This is a genomic window from Staphylococcus ureilyticus (assembly GCF_025558845.1).
Classification (GTDB): Bacteria; Bacillota; Bacilli; order Staphylococcales; family Staphylococcaceae; genus Staphylococcus; species Staphylococcus ureilyticus.
In genome coordinates this window covers 691,003-715,854 of record NZ_CP094825.1, presented here as the reverse complement: position 1 = coordinate 715,854, position 24,852 = coordinate 691,003, and the positions used below count along the sequence as shown (strand labels likewise).

General features: G+C 32.5%; 21 protein-coding genes. 7 read left to right on the top strand and 14 right to left on the bottom strand.

The window, feature by feature from the left end:
* The first annotated feature begins 32 nt into the window (after positions 1-32).
* Entirely contained in the window at positions 33-1,022 is a 990-nt protein-coding gene (gene trpS, locus MUA21_RS03535) for a tryptophan--tRNA ligase (protein ID WP_107525697.1), read from the top strand.
* A gap of 395 nt (positions 1,023-1,417) precedes the next feature.
* Here the strand turns inward: trpS and MUA21_RS03530 are convergent, their stop codons facing one another.
* The 5 genes from MUA21_RS03530 to opp3b are packed head-to-tail and all read right to left on the bottom strand — an operon-like array spanning position 1,418 to position 7,112.
* Positions 1,418-3,067 carry a peptide ABC transporter substrate-binding protein gene (locus tag MUA21_RS03530; RefSeq protein ID WP_262561884.1) on the bottom strand — a complete coding sequence of 550 codons (1,650 nt, stop codon included), beginning with the start codon at positions 3,065-3,067 and terminating at the stop codon, positions 1,418-1,420.
* A gap of 17 nt (positions 3,068-3,084) precedes the next feature.
* The gene (locus MUA21_RS03525; protein WP_198644455.1) at positions 3,085-4,026 is read right to left on the bottom strand and encodes an ABC transporter ATP-binding protein; all 942 of its coding nucleotides are present in this window, start codon (positions 4,024-4,026) and stop codon (positions 3,085-3,087) included.
* Positions 4,016-5,101, bottom strand: a complete 1,086-nt coding sequence (locus MUA21_RS03520; RefSeq protein ID WP_046208053.1) for an ABC transporter ATP-binding protein — start codon at positions 5,099-5,101, stop codon at positions 4,016-4,018. The genes MUA21_RS03525 and MUA21_RS03520 overlap by 11 nt, the downstream gene beginning before the upstream one ends.
* 17 nt (positions 5,102-5,118) lie before the next feature.
* Positions 5,119-6,186 carry an oligopeptide ABC transporter permease gene (gene opp3C, locus MUA21_RS03515; protein WP_210129021.1) on the bottom strand — a complete coding sequence of 356 codons (1,068 nt, stop codon included), beginning with the start codon at positions 6,184-6,186 and terminating at the stop codon, positions 5,119-5,121.
* Positions 6,186-7,112, bottom strand: a complete 927-nt coding sequence (gene opp3b / locus MUA21_RS03510; RefSeq protein ID WP_107525699.1) for an oligopeptide ABC transporter permease — start codon at positions 7,110-7,112, stop codon at positions 6,186-6,188. Before opp3b ends, opp3C begins: the two co-directional genes overlap by 1 nt.
* A 245-nt stretch (positions 7,113-7,357) precedes the next feature.
* Here opp3b and MUA21_RS03505 point away from each other — a divergent pair, with 245 nt between their 5' ends.
* Positions 7,358-7,732 carry a DUF3899 domain-containing protein gene (locus MUA21_RS03505; RefSeq protein ID WP_073342615.1) on the top strand — a complete coding sequence of 125 codons (375 nt, stop codon included), beginning with the start codon at positions 7,358-7,360 and terminating at the stop codon, positions 7,730-7,732.
* A gap of 36 nt (positions 7,733-7,768) precedes the next feature.
* Here the strand turns inward: MUA21_RS03505 and MUA21_RS03500 are convergent, their stop codons facing one another.
* The 3 genes from MUA21_RS03500 to MUA21_RS03490 form a co-directional block, all read right to left on the bottom strand.
* Positions 7,769-9,019 carry an MFS transporter gene (locus MUA21_RS03500; protein WP_064209432.1) on the bottom strand — a complete coding sequence of 417 codons (1,251 nt, stop codon included), beginning with the start codon at positions 9,017-9,019 and terminating at the stop codon, positions 7,769-7,771.
* Between the two features lie 244 nt (positions 9,020-9,263).
* Positions 9,264-10,508, bottom strand: a complete 1,245-nt coding sequence (gene fabF, locus MUA21_RS03495) for a beta-ketoacyl-ACP synthase II (RefSeq protein WP_073342619.1) — start codon at positions 10,506-10,508, stop codon at positions 9,264-9,266.
* A gap of 11 nt (positions 10,509-10,519) precedes the next feature.
* Positions 10,520-11,461, bottom strand: coding sequence for a beta-ketoacyl-ACP synthase III (locus tag MUA21_RS03490; RefSeq protein WP_040030149.1), 942 nt, complete (start codon positions 11,459-11,461; stop codon positions 10,520-10,522).
* Positions 11,462-11,691: 230 nt separating this feature from the next.
* On the opposite strand from MUA21_RS03490, the gene MUA21_RS03485 reads away from it, so the two are divergent.
* On the top strand, positions 11,692-11,886 hold the full coding sequence (locus MUA21_RS03485; protein ID WP_046208047.1) for a YjzD family protein: 195 nt from the start codon (positions 11,692-11,694) through the stop codon (positions 11,884-11,886).
* 258 nt (positions 11,887-12,144) lie between these two features.
* Here the strand turns inward: MUA21_RS03485 and clpB are convergent, their stop codons facing one another.
* Positions 12,145-14,754, bottom strand: a complete 2,610-nt coding sequence (gene clpB / locus MUA21_RS03480) for an ATP-dependent chaperone ClpB (RefSeq protein WP_064209434.1) — start codon at positions 14,752-14,754, stop codon at positions 12,145-12,147.
* A 323-nt stretch (positions 14,755-15,077) separates the two neighbouring features.
* On the opposite strand from clpB, the gene MUA21_RS13310 reads away from it, so the two are divergent.
* A protein-coding gene (locus MUA21_RS13310; protein WP_437129139.1) for an IS3 family transposase occupies positions 15,078-16,621 on the top strand; the annotation gives its coding sequence in 2 pieces (ribosomal slippage) (positions 15,078-15,752 and positions 15,755-16,621; 1,542 coding nt in all).
* Positions 16,622-16,736: 115 nt separating this feature from the next.
* Positions 16,737-17,156, top strand: a complete 420-nt coding sequence (locus MUA21_RS03465; protein ID WP_064209435.1) for a nuclear transport factor 2 family protein — start codon at positions 16,737-16,739, stop codon at positions 17,154-17,156.
* Between the two features lie 171 nt (positions 17,157-17,327).
* Here the strand turns inward: MUA21_RS03465 and MUA21_RS03460 are convergent, their stop codons facing one another.
* Together MUA21_RS03460 and MUA21_RS03455 are read right to left on the bottom strand one after the other, a co-directional pair.
* Positions 17,328-19,151, bottom strand: coding sequence for an acyltransferase family protein (locus MUA21_RS03460; protein WP_262561878.1), 1,824 nt, complete (start codon positions 19,149-19,151; stop codon positions 17,328-17,330).
* A gap of 231 nt (positions 19,152-19,382) precedes the next feature.
* A complete protein-coding gene (locus MUA21_RS03455) occupies positions 19,383-19,691 on the bottom strand; it encodes a metal-sulfur cluster assembly factor (RefSeq protein ID WP_019469047.1) in 309 nt (102 codons plus the stop codon).
* A gap of 113 nt (positions 19,692-19,804) precedes the next feature.
* On the opposite strand from MUA21_RS03455, the gene MUA21_RS03450 reads away from it, so the two are divergent.
* Together MUA21_RS03450 and MUA21_RS03445 are read left to right on the top strand one after the other, a co-directional pair.
* Positions 19,805-20,647: a Cof-type HAD-IIB family hydrolase gene (locus MUA21_RS03450; protein ID WP_046208043.1), complete on the top strand. Its 843-nt coding sequence runs from the start codon at positions 19,805-19,807 to the stop codon at positions 20,645-20,647.
* A gap of 28 nt (positions 20,648-20,675) precedes the next feature.
* Positions 20,676-21,998 carry a CoA-disulfide reductase gene (locus tag MUA21_RS03445; RefSeq protein ID WP_145395343.1) on the top strand — a complete coding sequence of 441 codons (1,323 nt, stop codon included), beginning with the start codon at positions 20,676-20,678 and terminating at the stop codon, positions 21,996-21,998.
* Positions 21,999-22,061: 63 nt separating this feature from the next.
* Here MUA21_RS03445 and MUA21_RS03440 read toward each other — a convergent pair whose 3' ends face one another.
* The 3 genes from MUA21_RS03440 to MUA21_RS03430 form a co-directional block, all read right to left on the bottom strand.
* Entirely contained in the window at positions 22,062-22,451 is a 390-nt protein-coding gene (locus tag MUA21_RS03440; RefSeq protein ID WP_046208041.1) for a YisL family protein, read from the bottom strand.
* A 223-nt stretch (positions 22,452-22,674) separates the two neighbouring features.
* Positions 22,675-23,580: a fumarylacetoacetate hydrolase family protein gene (locus tag MUA21_RS03435; protein ID WP_262561877.1), complete on the bottom strand. Its 906-nt coding sequence runs from the start codon at positions 23,578-23,580 to the stop codon at positions 22,675-22,677.
* Positions 23,581-23,699: 119 nt separating this feature from the next.
* On the bottom strand, positions 23,700-24,839 hold the full coding sequence (locus tag MUA21_RS03430) for a DUF418 domain-containing protein (protein ID WP_262561876.1): 1,140 nt from the start codon (positions 24,837-24,839) through the stop codon (positions 23,700-23,702).
* Positions 24,840-24,852: the final 13 nt, after the last annotated feature.

Genomic DNA, 24,852 nt, shown 5'->3' with positions numbered 1-24,852 from the left:
AATTAAATTATTAAAAAGGTAGGCATCAAAAAATGGAAACTTTATTTTCTGGTATCCAACCTAGCGGCATCCCAACGCTTGGTAATTATATTGGTGCGTTGAAGCAATTTGGTGAAGTCCAAGAAGACTATGATTGTTTCTTCTGCATCGTGGATCAACACGCAATTACAATTCCACAAGATCGATTAAAACTACGTAAACAAACAAGACAACTAGCAGCGATTTATTTAGCTTCAGGCATTGATCCAGAAAAATCAACATTATTTATACAATCTGAAGTGCCAGCGCATGTGCAAGCTAGCTGGATGTTAACAACTATTTCATCAATTGGTGAATTAGAACGTATGACACAATTTAAAGATAAAGCAGTAAAACAAACGGAAGGTATACCAGCTGGCTTACTTACATATCCTCCATTAATGGCAGCAGATATCGTTATTTATAACACAAACATCGTTCCTGTTGGAGACGACCAAAAACAACATATTGAATTAACTAGAAATTTAGTAGACCGATTCAATTCACGTTACAACGATGTTCTTGTAAAACCAGAAATACGCATGCCAAAAGTTGGTGGTCGTGTTATGAGTTTACAAGACCCAACGAAAAAAATGAGTAAAAGTGATGATAACCAAAAAAATTATATCTCATTGTTAGATGAACCCAATGTTGGCGCTAAAAAAATAAAAAGTGCAGTAACAGATTCAGATGGTATTATTAAATTTGATCGTGAAAATAAGCCTGGCATTTCAAATTTATTATCTATCTATTCAAGTTTAACTGATAAAACAATTGATGAACTCCAAACACAGTATAAAGATTCTAACTATGGTGAATTTAAATCAGATTTAGCTGAAATTGTAAAAGACTTTTTAGTTCAGTTCCAAGAAAAATATGAGTATTATTTCAACTCAGATGAATTAGATACAATTTTAGATAATGGTAGAGAGAAAGCTCAAAAAGCTTCATTTAAAACATTAAAAAAAATGGAAAAAGCAATGGGCTTAGGTCGAAAAAGATAATCTAAAAATCAAAAAAATTGGCATACATCTCATTCTAAAACAGACCAATCCAAATTAAAGGATTAGTCTGTTTTTTCAACTTTCTATACATATATTAATCTGGTTGTACTCAAATTTCATCATTCCTTCTACAACTATCCGCGTGATTTTAGCAAATTACAATTTTGTTTAGTTGATGAATGCTACATTAACACCGTAATTTTTGAAATATATCAATTAGGTCTTACAATACCAATAATCATTTATTGTCAATCCTTCTGTTGGAAAGTAATTATTTAACAAGGATCAAAAATGTATGATATCAAAGAATACGCCACTCTCTATATAATGACATAGAAAGTGACGTATTTTCATTATTTCGATAAGTTGTACTCAAATTTCATTTTTCACTTATTTTATTTCTTTTTACCAGTTTCACGGTCAATTGATTTATCAATGCTTACTTCTTTTAGCGAAGTATCACCACCAATTTGGTGATAGAATAAACCTTTGACTTGTGGATTGGTTAAATGTGCTTCCCCTTTTTGATATATAGGTGCTACAGGTGCATCATTGAGTAATAATTCTTCCGCTTCTTTCATCGCTGCATTACGTTCTTCCGGTTTTTTCAATAATTTACCATTCGCATCTTTAACGAGTTGGTCGTATTTTTTACTACCCCAAGCGGTATTATTTGAAGGATTACCTGTTGTCATAATTTCCAAGAATGTTAGAGGATCTGGATAATCTGGCCCCCAACTTGATAACGATGCTTCAAATGTTTCAGAATGTTCTTGATTTACTCTCTGTTTAAACGGTAATTGTTTAACTTTCATCGTTACACCTGGTAAATTCTTCTCTACTTCTGATTTTATATATTCTGCTGATACTTTTGATCCTGGTGTATCTTCAGTATTCATGGTAAACGTCAATTCTTTCACACCTAAATCTTTTTTCGCTTTTTCTAAGTGTTTCTTAGCTGCTTTCGGATTATATGCAAGTGGTGAATCTATAGATTCGGCAAAGTCTTTGCCGTCAGGTGTTTCTGCCGTTAATTTAGCTGTGAACCCATCTGTCGATTCAGATCCATTATTTAAAACTGAATTCACATAGCCTTCTTTATCAATCGCTTGTGAAATTGCAATTCGTAAATCTTTATTTTTAAATTCAGGTACATTATCTTGATTTAACTTCATATAGAACGTACTAGCCAACAAACGTTTTTTCAAACCAGGATTTCCTTGATATTTATCCACTTGGTCTGCACTGATAGTAGTATCATCTACAGAACCAGTGTCATAAAGTGATGCTCCTGCTTGCTGGTCTTTTAACACTTTATAATTTACACGGTCTAAATGAACTTTTTTCTTGTCCCAATAATCTTCATTTTTAACTAATTGAATTTTATCTTCAACTTTCCAATCTTGAACTTTGAACGGACCATTAAACACTGTTTTATCTGCAGTTGTAGCATATTGTTCACCATGCTTTTTCACAACTTTTTCTTTTTGTGGCAAGTATGTGCCAAATGCAAGCATTTCATTAATATATGGTATTGGCTTATTTAGTTCAATTTTTAATGTGTGGTCATCTAGCGCTTTTACACCTAATTTATCAACATCTTTTTTACCCATATTAATGTCTTCAGCATTTTTTAAGTCATACATTATGTAAGCATATTCTGAAGCTGTATCTGGATTGACAACACGTTTCCATGCAAAAACAAAATCTTGTGCAGTAACTGGATCCCCATTAGACCATTTTGCATCCTTACGCAATTTAATTGTCAAGGTCTTACCGCCATTACTTTTCTTTGGCATTTCTTTAGCGACACCTGGTTGTGCTTTATCATTCTTATCCAAAGTGTAAAGACCTTCATAGACTTGATTGAATAAATCAAAAGATACCGTGTCGGTCACTAGTGCAGAGTCTAATGAAGAAATATCTTGTGGTATCACTTTTCTAAATACTTGTCCTTTGTCCGAGTAGATACCTTCAGCACTGCTACATCCCGCTGTAATCACCGTTAAAGCTAATAAAACTATAAATAGTTTAATCCTTTTCATATTAATCCCCCTTCCCCTTATACTGATGGTGCTTGCATTTGAGATTTTAATGTTTCTGCTTCTTCATCCGTAGTAAATACAAAATGGCCAGGTTGTATTTCATTTAATGACCGTTGATTATTTTTGGATGTGTCTTCTTTATACACTGTTCTTTTTCGAGAACGTTCACTTTCAGGATCCGGTTGTGGTACTGCTGAAAGCAACGATTTCGTGTAAGGATGTAACGGATGATTGTATATTTCATCTGCAGAACCTAATTCGACAATTTTACCAAAATGCATTACTGCTATTCTGTCTGAAATATATTTCACCATTGAAAGGTCATGGGCAATAAATAAAAACGTAATATTGTGTTCTCTTTGCAACTTTAATAGCAAATTAACGACCTGGGCTTGTATTGACACATCTAACGCTGATATTGGCTCATCTGCAATAATAAATTCTGGTTCTACTGCTAATGCACGTGCAATACCGATACGTTGTCTTTGACCGCCTGAGAATTCATGTGGATAACGATTGGCATGTTCTTTGCTAAGACCTACTGTTTCTAATAAGTTGTACACTCTTCTTTTTCGGTCTTTTGTCCCACTAGCTAGCTTATGAATATCTATCCCCTCTGCTACGATATCCATGACTTTTAACCTTGGGTTTAATGAAGCATACGGATCTTGGAAAATCATTTGCATCTTTTTATTAAACTTTAAAGAATCTTTACGGTTTTTTATTTTTTGAATATCGATACCTTCATAAAGTATTTCTCCATCAGTTACATCATTAAGTTTAATAATGGCTTTACCAGTAGTAGATTTTCCACAACCAGATTCACCAACTAACCCAAATGTTTCCCCCTTATAAATATCAAATGAAATATTTTCAACTGCACGCACTTCGTTACGCTTTCCTTCATTAAAATATTGTTTAACATTTTTCACTTGTAAAAGTATGTCTTTATTTTGCATCATCAAACGCCACCCTTTCTACTTGTTGCGGTTTATCGTAATTATTTGGCATCTTACGTAAACGTTTTTGTACCATTTCTGGTGGTTCAACATGAGGTGCACGCTCGTCAAGTAACCAAGATTTCACAAAATGTGTATCAGATATTTTGAACCATGGTGGCGGTGTTTTAAAATCCACATCTAATGCATATTGGCTACGTTCAGCAAACGCATCTCCTTTAGGCGGGTGTAAAAGATCTGGTGGTGTACCTGGAATAGCTAATAATTCTGTTTCTGAACCAGTCGTTAAATCAGGCATCGATGATAATAGTCCCCAAGTATACGGGTGTTTAGGGTCATAAAATATTTCATCTACGTCCCCGGTTTCAACCATTTGACCACCATACATAACAGCTACTCTGTCTGCTATATTAGCAACAACACCTAAATCATGAGTGATGAAAACGATTGAAGTACTTATTTTACTTTGTAACTCTCTCATCAATTCTAATATTTGAGCTTGCATCGTTACATCAAGTGCAGTAGTTGGCTCATCAGCAATTAATACTTTAGGCTCACATGCAAGTGCTGTCGCAATGACTATTCTCTGTCTTTGTCCCCCTGAAAATTGATGTGGATAGGCATTAAAACGTTTTTCAGCGTTTGGTAAACCGACAAGGTTTAATATTTCCAATGCTCTTTTTTTCGCATTTACTTTATTGTAATTTCTATGTTTCATTAGTGGTTCCATAACCTGCTTGCCTATTTTCATTGTAGGATTAAGCGAAGTCATCGGATCTTGAAAAATCATAGAAATATCTTTTCCTCGTAATTTAATTAACTCTTCTTCTGATTTTTGAGCTAAGTCTTCACCCAAGAAATTAATAACACCTTTTTTAATTCTCCCTGTATCACCTTGGAATAATTTCGTAATAGCTTTTGTTGTCACTGATTTCCCAGAACCTGATTCACCAACAATCGCTAGTGTTTCTCCTTTATCTAGAAAGAAATCCACGCCACGTACTGCTTGCACTTCCCCTGCGTCAATATCAAAGGAAACATGCAAATTGTTAACTTCTAATATTCTTTCTGACATAAAATGTTGCCCCCTTTTTATTTACGCATTTTCGGATCAAATGCATCACGTAATCCATCACTAAATAGATAGAAGAATAATATTAATAAACTTAAAATAATAGCCGGAATAAATAATTCATGTGGATGAATCAATAACATTGCGCGACCATCATTTACAAGTGAACCAAGTGATGTTCTTGGTGCTGGCACTCCAATACCAATAAAGCTTAGGAATGCTTCGAAGAAGATTGCATTCGGCACTGTAAACATAGATGTAACAACTATAACTCCTAGTGTGTTAGGTAATATGTGCTTAAATATTAATTTAAGTTTAGATACACCTAATGTTTTTGAAGCTAATACAAATTCTTGACCTTTTAATTTTAAGAATTCCCCTCTGACAACACGACTCATTCCAATCCAGCCTGTGATTGCCATCGCTAATATAATCGTCCATATAGATGGTTCAAAGATTAACACGAATAAAATAACAACAATCAATGTTGGTATAGACGCAACAATTTCAATAATACGTTGCATCACATTATCAAGTCGTCCTCCAAAAAATCCTGAAATCGCGCCATAAATGACCCCAATAAAAATATCGAGCAATGCTGCAACAACACCAATAAATAATGATACTTGTGCACCTTGCCAAGTACGTGACCATAAATCTCTACCTAATTGGTCTGTACCAAACCAGAAATTTTCTTTCACTCCAGCTTCTTCATAGGCATCTTTACCTTGAGCACCTTCACCATCAAATGGTAAAAATGAAATTTGATCTAGCACAGGTATTTTAGCTGGTAAATTACGTCTTTCAACATCTTGTTCAGCATAGTCATGCGCACTAAATAATGGTCCAATTAACGCTAAAATAATGATAATAATTAACCCTATCATACCAACTACTGCTAATTTATTACGCTTTAATTGTGTCCATGCATCTTGCCAAAAGTTTTTACTTTCTCTCTGTATTTCAGGCTCTTTTTCAATATCATTGTTACTTCTAATAAAATCTGATGCTGGTATTGCTTCTGAGGTATGTGACATAACTGCATTTGAATAATCTTGATTTAAATTTTCATTTTTATTATCAGCCATTATTTTTTACCTCCTTGTATACGTATACGTGGATCAATAACACCATATAATATATCTACAAGGAAAATAGAAACTATAAATAGTGTACTGAATAAAATAGTTGTCGCCATAATTACTGGGAAATCGTTCGTAGTAATCGATCTTACGAATTGATCCCCTAACCCTGGCACCCCAAAAATATTTTCAATTGTCAAAGTACCTGTTAATATACTCGCCAACATTGGCACAATAATTGTAATTACTGGAATCAAGGCATTTCTTAATGCGTGTCCAAATAATACTCTCATTGTTGAATTGCCTTTGGCACGTGCAAGTAAAATATAATCTGAACTTAACACTTCTATCATTTCTGCTCTTATGTATCTTGCTACCGTCGCTAAAACTGCTGCTGATAGTGCTAAAGATGGTAACACTGCTGTTGAAATACCTTCCCAACCTGCTACTGGGAACCATTGTAATCTTACTGAAAATACATATTGTAATAAAACAGCTAATACAAATGATGGTACCGATACTGCTATAACTGAAATTACTGTAGCTGTATAGTCAGCCCAGGTGTTTTGCCGGACTGCCGCAATGACCCCTAAAATCAGACCGAGTATGACACCAATCACCATCGCTGTTAAACCCATCTCTAAAGATGGTAATAACCTTGGTTTGATTAAATCCCAAACTGGCTGGTTATCATATTGGAATGAGTTACCAAAGTCCCCCGTAACAACATTCTTCAAATAACTCGCATACTGAACTGGTACTGGGTCATTCAAACCATATTTTTCATTTAGAATTTGCTTTTGTTCATCATTTAATTTTTCATCATTAAATGGTGAACCTGGCATAAGTTTCATCAAGAAAAATGTAATGGTAATGATAATGAATAATGACAAAAACATATAACCCAATCGCTTTAAAACATATTTAAGCATATTGTATCCCCCTTTGAATCGAATTAAACATTCCCTTCACAATATTCAGAATATTTAATAACATTATACGTTTAGTTAAGATTTTAATCAATATTCTATTGCTTTACTTTATTAAAGAAATTAAAAATTAATTAATTTTAAACTTCTAATTAAATACTGTTGTTAACGAATTTATAGTAATTTTTATTCATTTTTTAGTTAACTTAAGTTACAATTAATTTAATTCTTTTTTTGGGGGCAACGACATGAAATATTTAAAACATCTCGTATTATTTTTACTTATTACACCTATAATTTCATTTATTTTATGGTTATTTTCAAACCATAATTGGATAAACTTTATTAATATTATATTCTATGTCTCTATCTTCTTAGCAATATTCTCTTTTATCATTTTGATTGTACAAGAAGGCGTTTTAGATCCTACAAGCTTTGGTTTTAGAAGATTAAAATATCAATTGATGAGAAAGAAACATAGAAGCTCGCTTGAAGATGATACGTTTTTTAAGCCTACTAAACCTAAAAAAGATATTTATATTGTTTCATCTTGGGTGAAAATTGCTTTTCTTTGTAATCTCATTTATGTCATTATCTCTATTTTAATATCATTTGCTATATAAAAAGACTGGATTAGTAATTGTATTTAATAACAATAACTAATCCAGCCTTTTTTTCTGTTGATTATCAATATTGGGATTACAGAAAAGTGCATAATAAAGTAGGATAAAACCCAACAAAACAATGACTGCCACGTAGATAGACATCATCCATGGCAATATAAATGCGCCAATAATAAGTCCTAGCCGTGCTAAAATATTTCCGCCGTAAAATGAAACCATTGCAAATGTACTATACGTACTTCGTTTATCTTCAGGAATCATCAAGAATCGTTGTGCATTTTGTATAGGTGAATATATTAATTCCCCTAAAGTAGCCAAAATTGAAAATAAGCATAAAATCCAAAACGATGTTGCAGACGTCAATACACTGTATCCTAATGTATACAAGACAATCCCAATCATAAATGCAATTCTAGTCGAAGTCGCTGCGACAATTCTGTTGACAGTAAATGTTAAAGTGGCGACAACTACTGTATTAATAATCATAATGACCGTAAACATTCTGACACCATCTATATAAAAACCTAAAATCGATAATGGTTCAAAAGCATCTTTCAACCTTACCACGACATAAGAATTTAAACTCAATTCAGCCATGATGACCATCATATAGCCCAAATTTAGCATCATATAATATTTATCTTTAACTACATCTCGATAGCTTTCAAAAAAATGTTTAAACTTAGTCGTAACGTCGCCCTTTTTACTAATAACTTGTTTAACATCATAATACTTCTCAAATAAGTACCAACTTACTAACATAGCGACAAAGAAAAGAATAAATAATAAATGTTTATGCCCCAAATATAATAATGCACCTAACGCCATACCGATGGCTGTACCGATATTAAACATCCAATAATTGAGTTGATATACATATGCCCTAACATCTTCATATATAGCATCCATAATAGCCGCTTCAAATATAGGTTCACTTGCAGCAAATAATAATTGAAAAACAAAAATAGCAATACAAAATATAACTAAACCAGTACCGTCCATAGTAACCGTAATACTTAGAATAATTAGGCAAATTGCATATAAAAAGTGAATATAATTCACCGTTTTCTTCCTATTATAATTATCACCTAAATATCCACCTAAAAAAGACACTATAAAACTCACTATAATATTTATAATTAAAAATGTCCCTGCAAAAACTGCGTTCACCTTGCTCGTTAAATAAAGTGCTATAAAAGGCATGATGGCTTGACTTGCTATAATCAAGATAAAATCTGCAATCATTCGTGTTTTCAAAGTTGTTGACAAAGTTGAAAAGCGTTTCATCTTGACTGCCTCCTTTTGAAGTAAATATAAAGCACATTATACACTAGATGCACACTATAAATATACAATATATCAAATTTAATTATGTATTTTACTATTAAAATATATATTATTTAAAAATTAAAACTATCTTCAATCGATATCATCGCTTATTCATATCACTCCGTATCTGTTAAATAATTTCAGCCAAAATAAATAAGGCTGGACAAATGAATTGTCTCAGCCTTTTATCATTACATATGATTTAGTCGTTAAATTTTTTCAAAACAAGGACGGCATTATGGCCACCAAATCCTAAACTATTACTCATAGCGTAAGTAATATCTAAATCTTCAGCTTTATTTGGAACAATGTCTAAATCACACTCTGGGTCTGGAGATTCAGCATGGATGGTTGGCGCGATGCGGCCATCTCTAATAGATAAAGCAGAGAAAATGGCCTCTAAACCACCTGTTGCACCTAATAAGTGACCAGTCATTGATTTTGTAGAGCTAATTTTTAAGTTTTTAGCTGCTTCACCAAATGTATTTTTAATCGCTTGAATTTCAGTCAAATCGCCAACTGGCGTACTCGTACCATGAGCATTTAAATATTGAATATCTTGGGGCTCAATGCCTGCATCATCAATCGCTGCTTGCATCGCACGTGAGCCGCCTTCGCCTTCAGGTGCTGGAGCTGTAATATGATAAGCATCACCTGTTGAACCATAACCAACTACTTCAGCATAAATTTCTGCACCACGTGCTTTGGCTGACTCTAAAGATTCAAGTACAACAATACCTGCGCCTTCTCCCATTACAAAGCCATCGCGGCCTTCTTGGAATGGTCGACAAGCTGTTTCTTTATCTTCATTCGTTGTTAAAGCACGGCTTGCACTAAAGCCTGCGATTGCCATATGTGTAATTGGCGCTTCAGTACCACCTGTAACCATAGCATCGGCATCACCGCGTTGGATAATCTTGAAAGCTTCTCCAATTGAGTTTGTACCTGTAGCACATGCTGTAACCGTAGCACCATTCGGCCCTTTTGCACCTAAATCAATAGATACTTGGCCTGTAGCCATATCAGGAATTAACATCGGAACAAAGAAAGGACTGACACGTCTAGGGCCACGCTCTAGCAATTGGCTATGTGATAATTCAAATGTTTCCATGCCACCGATACCTGAGCCAATCCAAACACCAATTCTATTAGCTGTATCTTCATTAATATCTAGTTTTGCATCCTTAACCGCTTCTCTTGCAGCGACTACTGCATACTGTGTGAATCGATCCATACGACGCGCTTCTTTTTTATCTATATGATCTTCAATATCAAAGTCTTTTAATTCACCCGCTAAATGAACTTTATATGCTGATGTATCTATACGTGTTATTTCATCTATACCACTAACACCATTTAGTGCATTTTTCCATGAAGTTTTTGCATCATTACCGATTGGTGATAAAACACCCATACCAGTAATGACGACACGATGTTCCTTGCTCATATATTATCCTCCTATTTTCCCCATCTTATTGTTACAGCACCCCAAGTAAGACCGCCACCGAATCCTACTAGTACTAAAACATCATCATCTTTAATTTTACCATTTTCTAATTCTTGTGCGATACTTAATGGAATTGAAGCTGCAGAAGTATTACCAAATTTATCCACTGAGACGCTCATTTTTTCTTTAGGTATACCTAATCGTTCTCTTGCAGATTCCATAATTCTAATATTCGCTTGATGTGGCACAAACATATCGATATCGTTTGGTTCTAAATTTGCTTTTGCAACTGCATTATTAGAGGCTTCACCCATGATTCTAACAGCAAATTTAAACACTTCTCGTCCATTCATAAATATCTTACCATTTTCTGGATTTAAATATAAATATTCGCCTCCAGAACCGTCTGATCCAAGTTCATAACTTAAAATACCTCGGCCTTCAGACACTTCGCCGATAACGACTGCACCAGCACCATCACCAAATAAAATAGCGGTTGAACGGTCTGTGTAATCTGTGATTTTAGATAATTTATCTGCACCTACAACTAAAATATTTTTATAATCGCCTGATTGTACGAATTGTTTAGCGTTAATCATTGCATACATGAAACCACTACATGCAGCTAACTGATCCATAGAAGCAACCTTTCCGATGCCAAGTCTGTCTTGTAATATGTTAGCCACAGTTGGAAATGGAAAATCTCCTGTAGATGTTGCAACAATAATCATATCTATGTCCGTTGGTTCAATACCAGCATCATTAATAGCTTTAACACTTGCTTGATAAGCTAAATCAGACGTCTCTTCATCTTCATCAGCCCATCTTCTTTCTTTAATACCTGTCATTTTCGAAATCCATTCATCTGAAGTTTCTAAAAACGATTCAAAATAGGCATTCTCTACTACTTTTTCAGGCGCATATGCGCCGAAACCTTTAATACCCACGTTCATGGTTGTACACCTTCTTAATAATTTTTTAATACCAGGTATTAATTTAACATAATACATAATTCCAATACAAGAACTTCACCTAGTATACTCATTAAAATCACATTTATTATTATAATTTATAGTGAAAATTAGTACAATTAAAATCTACACTTTATAACTTACTACTATACAAATATCACATTCTTATTTATAATAAATGTATATATATATTAAATTGGAGGCATTACATAATGAAATACCTCGCAGTGTTATTTTGGTCTATTGTCTTATTACAAATGGTAAATTTCGTGCTTAACAGTCTTTCAGGTGGGGGCGCACTTAATTTGATCACCCCTATTATTGGTGCTATTGTATTTACAATCATTGTCGTATTATTTGACTTGATTATTAAACCTTCAAAGCATGAAACGAAAGAACAACACTAATTATTTATCGCATACACATTTTTAAGAAGCGTTCGAAACGAAAATATCTCGAACGAATTTAAAAAGGCAATCTCTAAGTTATCAATTTAGAGATTGCCTTTTTTTGCTATAGAAAATTTCTAAGATTTTAAATGTACTAAATTTTTTAATTAATCCAACACTAATATAATAGTAGCCCATAAATGAATTTCTCCAAATCATTTATGAGCATATTTCAATAGCGATGATGCGCAAACACTATTTTCTATTTATTTCTTCTTATATCATTTCTGGTTTAATTTCTTCAAATGTTAAACCATCATCAGATAAATCTATTTTTATTAACGTACCTTCTGGTAGATTTTCTCTAATCATTTTGCGTGCAAGTGGTGTTTCAATTTGTCTTTGAACAAATCTTTTAAGTGGTCTTGCACCAAATTGTGGTTCATATGCTTCTTCACCTAACCAAGTCTTAGCTTTGTCAGAAACTTCAATTGAAATACGTTGTTCCATCAGTCTAATGTTTAATTGTGTTAAAATTTTATCAACAATTAAACTCATATCATTTACAGATAATGGTTTAAATAATACGATATCATCCATACGATTAATGATTTCAGGTTTGAAGTATTGATTTAAACTATTCATAACTGCTTTTTCTGTTGATTCAGTTATTACACCTGTATCTTTTACATTTTCTAATAAAATTTGTGAACCTATATTACTCGTCATGATAATTATTGTATTTTTAAAGTCTACTTCTCGACCTTGTGAATCAGTTAAACGACCTTCTTCTAATATTTGAAGCAGCACATTGAACACATCTGAATGTGCTTTTTCTATTTCGTCTAACAGAATGACTGAATAAGGATTACGTCGTACTGATTCAGTCAGTTGACCGCCTTCTTCATGTCCAACGTAACCTGGAGGCGCACCTATTAAACGTGAGACAGAATGTTTTTCCATATATTCACTCATATCAATACGAATCATATGTTTTTCTGAATCAAATAAAGTTGATGCTAAAGATTTCGCTAATTCTGTTTTACCCACACCAGTTGGGCCTAGGAATAAGAAGCTGCCAATGGGTCTGTTAGGATCTTTAATTCCAGCACGTGCTCTGACAACTGCGTCTGCAACCAAATCTACAGCCTTATCTTGTCCCACAACACGTTCATGAAGTATATCAGATAAGTTCAAGAGTTTTTCTCTTTCAGTTTCAACTAATTTTGATACTGGAATGCCTGTCCAAGAACTAACAATATCACCAATTTCTTCATCGGTAACAATTTCACGAATGATGCGGTCATTGTCTTCATTTTGTTCATTTTGGAAAGCATCTTCTAGTTCACGTAATTCTTTTTCTAATTGTGGAATTTTACCGTGCTGTAATTCCGCTGCTTTTTCTAAATTGTAGTTGTTTTCAGCATCTTCTAAAGCTTTTCGATTTTCATCTAATTCTGAACGTTTCTCTTGCAACTTAGCTATTTTTTCTTTTTCTTCTTCAACACGTGATTGAATAGAACTTTGTTTTTCTTTTTCGTTCGCTAGTTCTTCTTGTAGCTCTTGTAAACGCTGTTTACTAGCATTATCAGATTCATTTTTCAATGCCGACTCTTCAATTTCCAGCTGCATAACACGACGATTCACTTGATCTAATTCTGTTGGATTTGAGCCCATTTCAGTACGTATCGTCGCACATGCTTGGTCTACTAAATCTATTGCCTTATCCGGTAAGAATCGATCTGTAATATACCGATCTGATAATTCAGCTGCTGCTACTAATGCTTTATCTTGTATACGAACACCGTGATATACTTCGTAACGTTCTTTCAAACCACGTAAGATAGAAATTGTATCTTCTACATTAGGCTCAGATACATTTACTTTTTGGAAACGACGCTCTAAAGCTGAGTCTTTTTCAATATATTCTCTATATTCATTTAATGTAGTCGCACCAATACAATGTAGTTCACCACGAGCTAACATCGGTTTGAGCATATTACCTGCATCCATAGCCCCTTCAGTTTTACCAGCACCTACAAGCATATGAATTTCATCAATAAACAAAATAATTCTGCCGTCAGAGTCTTTGACTTCTTTAAGTACTGCTTTCAATCTTTCTTCGAATTCTCCTCGATATTTAGCTCCAGCCACAAGTGCACTTAAATCAAGTTCAAAAATTGTTTTATCTAACAATGATTCTGGCACATCTTTACGAACGATACGTTGCGCTAACCCTTCGACGATTGCTGTTTTACCTACACCTGGTTCACCAATCAAAACAGGATTATTTTTAGTTTTTCTACTTAATATACGGATTGAATTACGAATTTCTTCGTCACGACCAATGACAGGGTCCATATTTCCTTGACGTACTTCTTCAACTAAGTCACGACCGTATTTTTCTAAAGCTTCATAATTTGCTTCTGGATTTTGTGATGTCACGTGATTGCCTCCTCTAACTTTTTTAATAATTTCTTCAATAACTTCTTTTTTATTTGCTACAAATTGTTTAGTCGTATCATCTATATCAATAGCAGCTAATACGATGTGTTCCATAGATATATATTCATCTTCATATTTTTTCATATAAGATTCAGCTTTATTTAATAAATTGTTAGCATTTTGGCTTATATATTGGCCATATTGGACATTATCTCCTTGAACGGATGGATATTTTTTAAGCTTTTCTTTATATGATTGATCTAATTTATCAGTGTCTATATGCGCTCTATCAAAAATACTTTTAAATAAACTTTCACTTTCTGTTAATGCCGCTGATAATACAGCTTCAATTTCAATATTTTGATTTTCATTTATTTTAGCCAGTTCAATAGCATTTTGTAATGTACTTTGGACTGCATAGGTCATTTGATTGATATCCAAATTGATTCACCTCACCATTTAATGATTGATCAATAAAGTAAGTTTGACTTTGACTTTCTTTGACCTTATCTATATTATATTACGCTTCTCGGTAATAATCAACAATAAAGGGTTGGTTTTTCAATTATTTTTATTAGTTTTGAACGCTTACTATATCATAACTTTTACCAGATACTTATATGTTAAAACATCTAGATAAATAATATAAAGCTATTAAATTCTATAGTAATATTTATATTTTCAACAATAGGACATTCCTCATTACTGATATGCTCCCTTCAAAGTAGACACTTAAAAATGTAAACTTTGAAGGGAGTTTTTTTATGACTCATAGAAAATTATCACCTGAAACTTATCAAAAAGCTTTCAGCTTATATGAAGAAGGATATAGTATGAAAAATGTAATTCAAAAATTAAATTTAAATTGTTCTCCTAGAACATTATTGATTAACTATTATAAATTTAAGAAGCATGGAATAAAGGTGCTTTTACCAATTCAGAGAAATAATACCTACTCAAATGAATTTAAGCTTAAAGTTGTGCACGAATATATAAATGATGGCCTATCTTTAACTGATTTAGTAGTTAAATATAATATCCCCACTACTTCAACTGTAAACAAATGGATTTCAAAGTATTTATCGGGTAAAATATTAAAAACATATTCTCCAAAACCCGAGGTGTATCAATTGAAATATAAATCATTAACATTTGAAGATCGTGTGGAAATCGTTGATTATTATATGAATCATGGTCAATCGTATAAGACAACAGCAAATCATTTTAACATCAATTATAGCCAAGTATATAACTGGGTAAAAAAGTACAACTTGCATGGGTATGATGGGCTTAAAGATGGACGTGGAAAAGGGAAACCCCAGTCTGTATTAACACCTGAAGAGGCATTAAAAGCTGAAATTAAGATACTTAAAGAGAAAAATAAATTTCTTCAAATGGAAAATGACGTTTTAAAAAAGGAAGAAGAAATAGAAAGGAAGTTGATGAAACAGGCATCAGACAAAAAGCATCATACCAAACGGTAAAAGCATTTAAAAACCTTTATCCGATAGCTTGGTTATGTTCAGTATTAAAGATATCACGTTCAAGTTACTATAAATGGTTACATCGCAAACCATCAAATAAAGAAATTGAAAACCAAAAATTGATCAAAGATATCGTTGATATCTACAATAAATACAAAGGCATATATGGATATCGTCGTATATACATATATTTAAGACTTAAACTACATCAAAAAGTAAATCATAAACGTGTCTATAGATTGATGAATCAACTTAATCTAAAATCTACTATCCGCCCTAAAAGAAAACGATATATTAAAACAACACCTGAAATTACAGCACATAATATATTAAATAGAAAATTTGAAGAACAAATCCCAAATAAAAAATGGTTAACTGACGTTACAGAATTCAAACTCAGCAATGGTAAAAAACTTTACTTAAGTGCTATTTATGACTTAGGCAGCAAACAGATTATCAGTCATAAATTAAGTACCTCAAATAACAATAAATTTGTATTAGATACGCTCAAAAAAGCAGTCAAACTTGTGCCGAATACCGAAGGTATACTCTTGCATAGCGACAGAGGATATCAATATACAAGCAGATTATTTAAAGTTACGTTAGAGCAACTTGGTATAAAACAAAGTATGTCACGACCAGGATGTTGCATAGATAATGGACCTATGGAAGGTGTATGGGGAACTATTAAAAGTGAATTGTTTAGAGGAAGAAAAAAAGTGATTTTTAAAGACAAGGCTACAGCAATAAAAGCAATTAATTCATATATAGAATTTTTTAATCAAGAAAGAATAACATTAAAAATGGCTACCCTTATATCGTAAATATAAGGTAGCCATAAACATTTTGTTTTTTTCACTGTCTACTTGACAGGGTGCAGTTCATACTTTAAAGCTATGTTAGCATTATTGTAAATATACAAGATTGGAGGTTATCTATATGAAAGATGTAATCAAAAAGCCAACGCCGCCGTTTAATAAACAGACAGCTTTAGAAAAAGTTAAATTGGCGGAAGATGCATGGAATACTAGAGATCCTGAAAAAGTATGTCTCGCTTATACACTTGATTCACAATGGAGAAATCGTAATGAGTTTTTTGAAGGCCGAGAAGCAATCAAATCTTTTTTATATAGAAAATGGAATAAAGAACTTCATTACAAATTGATGAAAGAATTATGGTGTTACACCGATAACCGTATTTCAGTTAGATTTGAGTATGAATGGTATGATGCTTCAACAACTCAATGGATGCGTACCCATGGTAATGAACATTGGGAATTTAATAGCCATGGACTCATGACTAGAAGAGATATGAGCGCAAACGATTACCCAATCAAGAAACAAGATAGAAAGTATTAATATCAACTATGCTAATTCATTAATGGTAAATATATGTCATTTAAAGTACATCTTCAAATGACAGTTTTCTTTATAGATGTTCAAAAGCAAAGTAAACGCCAATTTTAACAAAAATTGGCGTTTACGCGTTAGTTAAGCTTCATTGATTTCATATTTCTCTAAGTTTTTAATTTATTTTGCATTGCTAGCTATATGCTTTAAAATTTCATCCGTCAATGCCTCTACACCTTTTGGTTCGAAATGAATACCGTCTGGTGCAAAGTATTCTGTATGATTTTCAGAGCGTTTGTACCAATCAACAAGCGTTACATTCTTGTGTGTGTTTGCAGCATCTGTCATCAATTTATTCACATGGCCTTCATAACTTCTCGGAACTCTCGTATTCACTAAATAAATTTGAGCATTCCCGAATTTATTGATTAACGTATCTAATTGTTCTTTACTAAAATCTCCATTTGTACCAAGCTCTAGTACAATTTTATCTGATTTTTTATTAAACGAATGATAATGTTTTTCTACAAGTGGAGCGACATCGTAAAGATTACGACCAACCTCACCATCAATTTGTGCATTGGGCACCCTTTTTTTAAAATTCTCACCAATATCAACCATCACTGAGTCACCAATGAGCAGTGGTTTAATATTTGTAAAAACTTCTGATTTGGAGGTTTTTTTAGCATTTGATTTACCAAAAAAGTTTACATCATCAATTGGTATAGGCCTCACTATTTGTTTATCAAATTCATTAGTCTTAAACGTAGTTTTTTTATCTGAAACCATATCTTTTCCTAATTTATCAAAGCTACCAGCTAAAACAAATAAACTTGGAATCATAAAAATTAATAAAATAGCTGTTCTCACTAATGGTATTTTTTTATTTAATTTTATAGAAAGTGCTTTGAAACCTTTTTTTCTAAAAGGCGTTTCAATATAACGATACGATAATTCTGCTAAAATAATTGTCAATATGATATCTAATAAGTACACATAACTCGGTAATTGTCCATCAACATAATATGAATGTACAAAACTAATCACTGGAAAATGCCATAAATATAAGCTATAGGACCTTTTACCTATCATAACAAAAATAGGATTTCCTATGACTTTAGCAAAGTAACCTGATGGATGAACAACACTCATTATGACAAATAATGTCATTACAGATATTAAATAAAAACCACCATTATAAATCCAATCGCTATTATCATTAACTTTATAAAAAAGTAAAAGCAAAATGAAAATACCAAAAACACCAATACCATCTATGATATGCGTTAATGTCTTTTTCGGATGTTTTTTCAACTTGAACGGAGGCCATAAAAACGCTAATATGACACCTAATAACATAGTTTGAAGTCTTGTATCTGTACCAAAATAAACTCGAGAATGAGACATATGTGGTTGTGAAATGCTTATCATCACTAGTAAAGAAATTAACGAAATAATCCAAAATATCAAAACAACATTACGATATTTTTTAAAAGCTAATAAAAGGAATATAAAAAGAATTGGAAAAACTATGTAAAATTGCTCTTCAATTGCTAAAGACCACAAATGTTTTAATGGCATGAAAGCAAATTGTTCAAAATAATTGACATCTGTAGCGATGTACCACCAATTTGAAAAGTAAAAAATTGCTGCTATTGCATCTTTTTTAATATTAATAATTTCGTTTGGTTTTAATACCAGTGTTACCACAATGACAACAAATACTAAAGTTAATACTGCAGGTATCAATCTTTTAAATCGTCGTATCCAAAAGTTTTTTAAATTAATTATCCCTGTTTCTTCATATTCATTTAACAGTAAGCTAGCAATTAAATATCCCGAAATAACAAAAAATGTATCAACACCTAAAAATCCACCGGTTAACCATTGCCTATTTAGATGGTAAATAATAATACCAATCACTGCAATTGCCCTTAAACCATCTAAACCTGGCATGTATCGCGTGCTACGTTTCACACGACAATTTTCAAGATTATTGTTCATTTTCCCACAAACTTTCCTAAAATTACATAAACATCTATTTTATTTACCTAGCCATTGTAATACTAATGTAATACAACTGCAATTATTTTAATGAATTGAGCGATAGAAATAAATAATTTTAAAATAGCCTGACACAAAGTGGGTATATGTTGTTTAAATAAAAAAACTAGCTTAAGTTAGCAATACGTATCTCATCGCATTGTTACTTAAACTAGTTCTCTAATCTATATATTAACCTATGCCTAGCGCTATTTTTGCATAGCGTGACATCATTTCTTTACTCCATGGTGGACTCCAAACAATATTTACTTCTGTATCTGAAATCTCTGGAATTTCTGCTAAGACCATTTTTACTTGGTTCATAATTTGCGGTCCAAGCGGACAACCCATAGAAGTTAACGTCATTTCCACTGTACATAAACCTTCATCATCAACATCTACGTTATATACTAAACCTAAGTTTACAATATCGATTCCTAACTCAGGGTCTATGACCATCTCTAAAGCATTTAGTATGCTATCTTTTAATCCTTCGTCCATACTTTTCACCTCTTCGTATTTAATCATACTAACAATATATCAAATATCTTACAAAACGCCAATAAAATGCTATGATGTTCATACATCATTTATTAAATTCAAAGGAGATTTACATGAGTTCTTATTTAATTTGTTTAGACTTAGACGGAACACTATTAAACGATGACAAGAAAATTACACCTTATACAAAAAAGGTTTTAACTACATTGCAAAAGCAAGGACACAAACTAATGATAGCAACAGGCAGACCATACAGAGCCAGTCAAATTTATTACCATGAACTAAATATGGATACTCCTGTAGTTAACTTTAATGGTGCATTCGTTCACCATCCAAAAGATGATCATTTCCAAAATAAACATGAAGTACTGGATTTAGACTTATCACATGAGATCATTCAGTCACTGAACAACTTTGGTGTCTCCAATATTATTGCTGAAGTAAAAGATTATGTTTTTTTAAATAATTTTGACCAAAAATTATTCGATGGTTTTTCAATGGGAAATCCTAAAATTGAAACTGGTGACTTACTTTACTCCTTAAATGAATCGCCTACTTCCATTTTAGTTGAAGCTGAAGAATTTATGATTCCTAGAATCAAACAAATGCTAACCCGTTTCTATGCAGAAAATATTGAACACCGAAGATGGGGCTCACCTTTCCCAGTAATCGAAATCGTAAAACAAGGAATTAGTAAAGCTAGAGGCATAGATTATGTGAAAACTTATTTAGATGTAGACAGAAACCATATTATTGCATTCGGCGATGAAGATAATGACTTAGAAATGATAAAATATGCAAAACATGGTATTGCTATGGGAAATGGTTTAGATGAACTAAAACATGTAGCCAATCATGTGACTTATTCAAATAATGAAGATGGCATTGGTCGCTATTTAAACGATTTCTTTCATTTAAATATATCGTATGAAACAGTAGTAGAATCACATATTTAAACACTAAATTTATAGGGGGCAATATACTATGAATAAAATTGTAGTGGTGGGTGCTGTTGCTGGAGGTGCAACCGTTGCTAGCCAAATCAGAAGACTAGACCATGAGAGTGAAATAACTGTTTTTGAAAAAGATAGAGATATGAGTTTTGCTAACTGTGCACTACCTTATTATTTAGGAAATGTCGTAGATTCAAGAGACAAAGTATTAGAAGCTACACCCGAGTCTTTCTATGATTCTAAAAAAATTGTTGTTAAACCTTATCACGAGGTAACTGCAATTAATGACAAAGCGCAAACAATTACTGTTTATAATAAACGTGACAATACAACGTTTGAAGAAGATTATGACACTTTAATTTTAAGTCCAGGGTGCAGTGCGAATACTTTAAACTTAAACAGTGATATCAGTTTTACATTAAGAAATATGGAAGATACTGATGCCATTGAAAAATTTATAGAACAGCAAAACGTTAAAACTGCCCTTGTCGTTGGTGCAGGATATATAGGTTTAGAAATATTAGACAATTTACACCATAGAGGTATCGAAAGTACATTGATACACCGTTCAACTCATGTAAACAAGTTAATGGATAGCGATATGAATCAACCCATTTTTGATGAAATGGAAGCGAGAGATATCAATTATCGTTTAAATGAAGAAATTCAATCAGTGGATGGTAATACAGTTCATTTCAAATCTGGTAAAGTTGAAAACTATGATTTGATTATTGAAGGGGTTGGAGTAAAACCTAATTCCGAATTTATTCAATCATCAAATGTAAGTTTAGACAGTAAGGGTTATATTCCAGTAAACGATCAGTTCCAAACTAACATTGATAACATTTATGCTTTAGGTGATATTATTACTTCACATTATCGTCATGTGGACTTAAATGCACACGTACCATTAGCATGGGGTGCTCATAGAGCAGCGAGTATTATAGCAGAACAACTAGCTGGTAATGCATCTATACACTTTAAAGGTTACTTGGGTGCAAATATTGTAAAATTCTTTGATTATACGTTTGCCAGCGTTGGCGTAACACCACAAGAATTAGATAACTTTGATTACGTAATGGTAGAAGCTAACCAAGGAGAACACGCGGGCTATTACCCAGGAAATACTAAGTTACATTTACGTGTTTATTTCGATAAATCAAGCAGACGCATTATTCGAGCTGCTGCAGTAGGAAAAAATGGTGCAGATAAACGTATAGATGTTTTATCTATGGCAATGTTGCATAAGTTGACAATAGATGAACTTACTGAGTTTGAAGTTTCCTATGCCCCACCTTATAGTCGACCAAAAGATATCATCAATATGATTGGTTATAAAGCGCGCAACAAATAATTTCAGCTAATTTAATACGTGAAAATAAAAAGCGGAGACAGCTTAATATCTCCGCTTTTTATATTACATACCAAACATTTGTGTGATTGGGCCTTGCGGTAAAATAACCCCAATAATGATAGTGATTATAATAACTGCAATCGTGCTCCACATCATACCATGACTTGCTTGTCCTTTTTTTCGTTTTGTAACTGTAACTTCCATTAATGCTACGACAGCCACACCACAAATCATTTTCAATGTTAATAACATGTGCCCACCTGAATTTCCATCACCAAATGCTTGAATCCAAATCCAGAATCCTGAAATTAAGACTAAAACCATGAATAACCTTAATAACATATGAATTGGTTTAAAATAAGGTGTCGCACCTTGCTTTTCTGAGAAATTAAAATAAGCAGCGAAAAACAAGATAATTAGCAATACCCAACTTGCAATATGCATATGTAACATATTTAATACCCCCACACTATTTTTACTTTATAAAAATATCAATACATTGTTACTTTTAATTATAAAATTAAAAGCGTACTTTTTTAATCATACTGAAAAAGTAAATATTTTTCAAAAAAAGTTCTGCACTTCACATTTTATCTTCATTTTCAATTTATAGCAACATCATTAATTTGTATCAAAAAAATTAGGCTAACTTATTATAATTAGCCTAATTCGTTTATTATTTTTCTGCTATGACATTTGTTAAAGTACCAATATTATCAATCGTTACTTTTACTTCATCACCTGGTTGTAAAAATTTAGGCGGTGTCATACCTGCCCCTACACCAGCTGGTGTACCAGTAGCAATAATATCACCAGGATGTAATGCTACATATTTTGAAATCTCTTCAATCAATGCATCGATTTTAAGAATCATTTCTCCTGTATTACCATCTTGACGAATTTCATTGTTTACTTTAGTTACAATATTTACATCTTCAGGTGTCGGTAATTCATCTTTAGTTACTATATATGGACCAACTGGGCAACCACCAGTTAAACTTTTAGATAAGAATGCTTGATCCTGTTCATTTTGGGCTTTGCGGTCAGTAATATCATTAATGATTGTATAGCCATATACATAGTCAAGTGCTAAAGCTTTAGGAATTTTCTCACCAGATTTACCTATCACAATACCCAGCTCACCTTCATAATCTAACTGATCTGTAATATCTTTATGATTTGGTATTACACTATTATCACCAGTTAACGATGAAGCTGCTTTTGTGAAGACGTATAAACGCTGTACTTCATGATTTAATTCACTAGCATGGTCTTGATAATTACGTCCAAAAGCAATCACATTATTTGTTGGCGTGACCGGTGGTAAAAATTCAATATCTGCAAATGCGACTTTATATTCTTCACCTCTACCACTATCTTCTGCCGCAACGACTGCTTTACGAACCTGTTCTTGGAAATCTAATATTTGGTTTTGTTGAAGACCATTCAATAATGTCTTAGGATGAAAGTCCCCTTCCGCAAAATCTGCAAAGACTTTTTTCAAGTCCCAAGCAGCTTCTTCTCTTTTAACTTTCACACCATAAGATGTCTGTTCATTATGTCTGAATGATAGAAATTTCATTCAATATCAGCTCCTCATCTATATCTTATTACATATTATAACTATATTTAGTAACAAATCACAAATAAATACCCATTATTTTCAAAAAATTCAATAAACATAGACATGATATTGTATCGTTATTTTAAATAAGTCACTTTACGCCACAACCATTCAATAGGGCCGTACCTATAAAATTTCAGATACACATAGCAGAAAATTAGTTGTAAGCTATAAACAACCAACACGATTAAATAAGATTCATACAGTGGTAACTTATTATATAAACCTAAACCTACATAAATAAATGTAAAAATAAAACTTTGCATTAAGTATACTGTTAGACTCAACTTACCTGGGTATTTAAAGATATTTACGGTTTTGGAAAACTGCTTAAATCGGCAACAATAGATAAATAATAATATGTAGCCAAACGCTACAAGTGGCCCACCAATCATAGCACTAATGATTGCAAAAGCTTGGTTTCCAATGTCCACTACATATGGCATTTTAAAAGCGTATCCAACAATTAACATAAGGCATGCATATAAAACGTGACGATGACGATTTTGTGCGAATTGTACCTTTTCAACCAAGTTGTATTTTTGTGCTGACATTCCTAAAAACACATACGGTAAAAATTCAAAATATGCAGAAAAAGTTATTGTATCTATAATATTATAGGTATTTTCTATAACATTTACTTTTAAATAGTTAAAATATTCGCCACTTTGCTTTAGATTGACGATTTCAGAAACATTAAATCCGCTTATATTAATAGTACTATATGGATCATCTAAGTATGTTACTAAAAAAGTAGGTAAAATTAAGATAAATACTTTTATTGCATATAAAATAACACCTATTTTAAAGAGTTTCTTGCTACTTTTTTTAATACATAATACTGCAATCATCCCTGTAAATGCATAACTGAACAAAATATCTCCTGAAAATAGTAAAAAACCGTGTAATGCACCTAATATTAATAAAAAAGTTAATCTTCTATAAATAAAGGGATAATATTTCATCGCTCTTCTCTGACTATGTTTGTACATAATGGCTAAACTATAACCAAATAAAAAGGTGAAAATAGGATAAAAAGAACTGATTACAAGCAGTGTAATAACTCTTAATATACTTTGATCTATCCCTTTCACTAAATCCGGTAAAAATGATTCCTCATATGGCATACTAAATGTCAATATATTCATCAATACAATACCTAACAAACTGAATCCACGTAATGCATCCAGTTCGAATATTCTCTGCTGTGTCGACACTGTTTAGCACTCC

Excerpts from the sequence above, each read along its gene's own strand:
- MUA21_RS03450 (WP_046208043.1), top strand. The coding sequence starts at position 19,805 with ATGAGTTCTTATTTAATTTGTTTAGACTTAGACGGAACACTATTAAAC.
- MUA21_RS03460 (WP_262561878.1), bottom strand. The coding sequence starts at position 19,151 with ATGAACAATAATCTTGAAAATTGTCGTGTGAAACGTAGCACGCGATAC.
- fabF (WP_073342619.1), bottom strand. The coding sequence starts at position 10,508 with ATGAGCAAGGAACATCGTGTCGTCATTACTGGTATGGGTGTTTTATCA.
- MUA21_RS03440 (WP_046208041.1), bottom strand. The coding sequence starts at position 22,451 with ATGTTACATATGCATATTGCAAGTTGGGTATTGCTAATTATCTTGTTT.
- trpS (WP_107525697.1), top strand. The coding sequence starts at position 33 with ATGGAAACTTTATTTTCTGGTATCCAACCTAGCGGCATCCCAACGCTT.
- MUA21_RS03525 (WP_198644455.1), bottom strand. The coding sequence starts at position 4,026 with ATGCAAAATAAAGACATACTTTTACAAGTGAAAAATGTTAAACAATAT.
- MUA21_RS03465 (WP_064209435.1), top strand. The coding sequence starts at position 16,737 with ATGAAAGATGTAATCAAAAAGCCAACGCCGCCGTTTAATAAACAGACA.
- MUA21_RS03445 (WP_145395343.1), top strand. The coding sequence starts at position 20,676 with ATGAATAAAATTGTAGTGGTGGGTGCTGTTGCTGGAGGTGCAACCGTT.
- MUA21_RS03500 (WP_064209432.1), bottom strand. The coding sequence starts at position 9,019 with ATGAAACGCTTTTCAACTTTGTCAACAACTTTGAAAACACGAATGATT.
- MUA21_RS03520 (WP_046208053.1), bottom strand. The coding sequence starts at position 5,101 with ATGTCAGAAAGAATATTAGAAGTTAACAATTTGCATGTTTCCTTTGAT.
- opp3C (WP_210129021.1), bottom strand. The coding sequence starts at position 6,186 with ATGGCTGATAATAAAAATGAAAATTTAAATCAAGATTATTCAAATGCA.
- MUA21_RS03505 (WP_073342615.1), top strand. The coding sequence starts at position 7,358 with ATGAAATATTTAAAACATCTCGTATTATTTTTACTTATTACACCTATA.
- MUA21_RS03455 (WP_019469047.1), bottom strand. The coding sequence starts at position 19,691 with ATGGACGAAGGATTAAAAGATAGCATACTAAATGCTTTAGAGATGGTC.
- MUA21_RS03490 (WP_040030149.1), bottom strand. The coding sequence starts at position 11,461 with ATGAACGTGGGTATTAAAGGTTTCGGCGCATATGCGCCTGAAAAAGTA.
- opp3b (WP_107525699.1), bottom strand. The coding sequence starts at position 7,112 with ATGCTTAAATATGTTTTAAAGCGATTGGGTTATATGTTTTTGTCATTA.
- MUA21_RS03435 (WP_262561877.1), bottom strand. The coding sequence starts at position 23,580 with ATGAAATTTCTATCATTCAGACATAATGAACAGACATCTTATGGTGTG.
- MUA21_RS03530 (WP_262561884.1), bottom strand. The coding sequence starts at position 3,067 with ATGAAAAGGATTAAACTATTTATAGTTTTATTAGCTTTAACGGTGATT.
- MUA21_RS03485 (WP_046208047.1), top strand. The coding sequence starts at position 11,692 with ATGAAATACCTCGCAGTGTTATTTTGGTCTATTGTCTTATTACAAATG.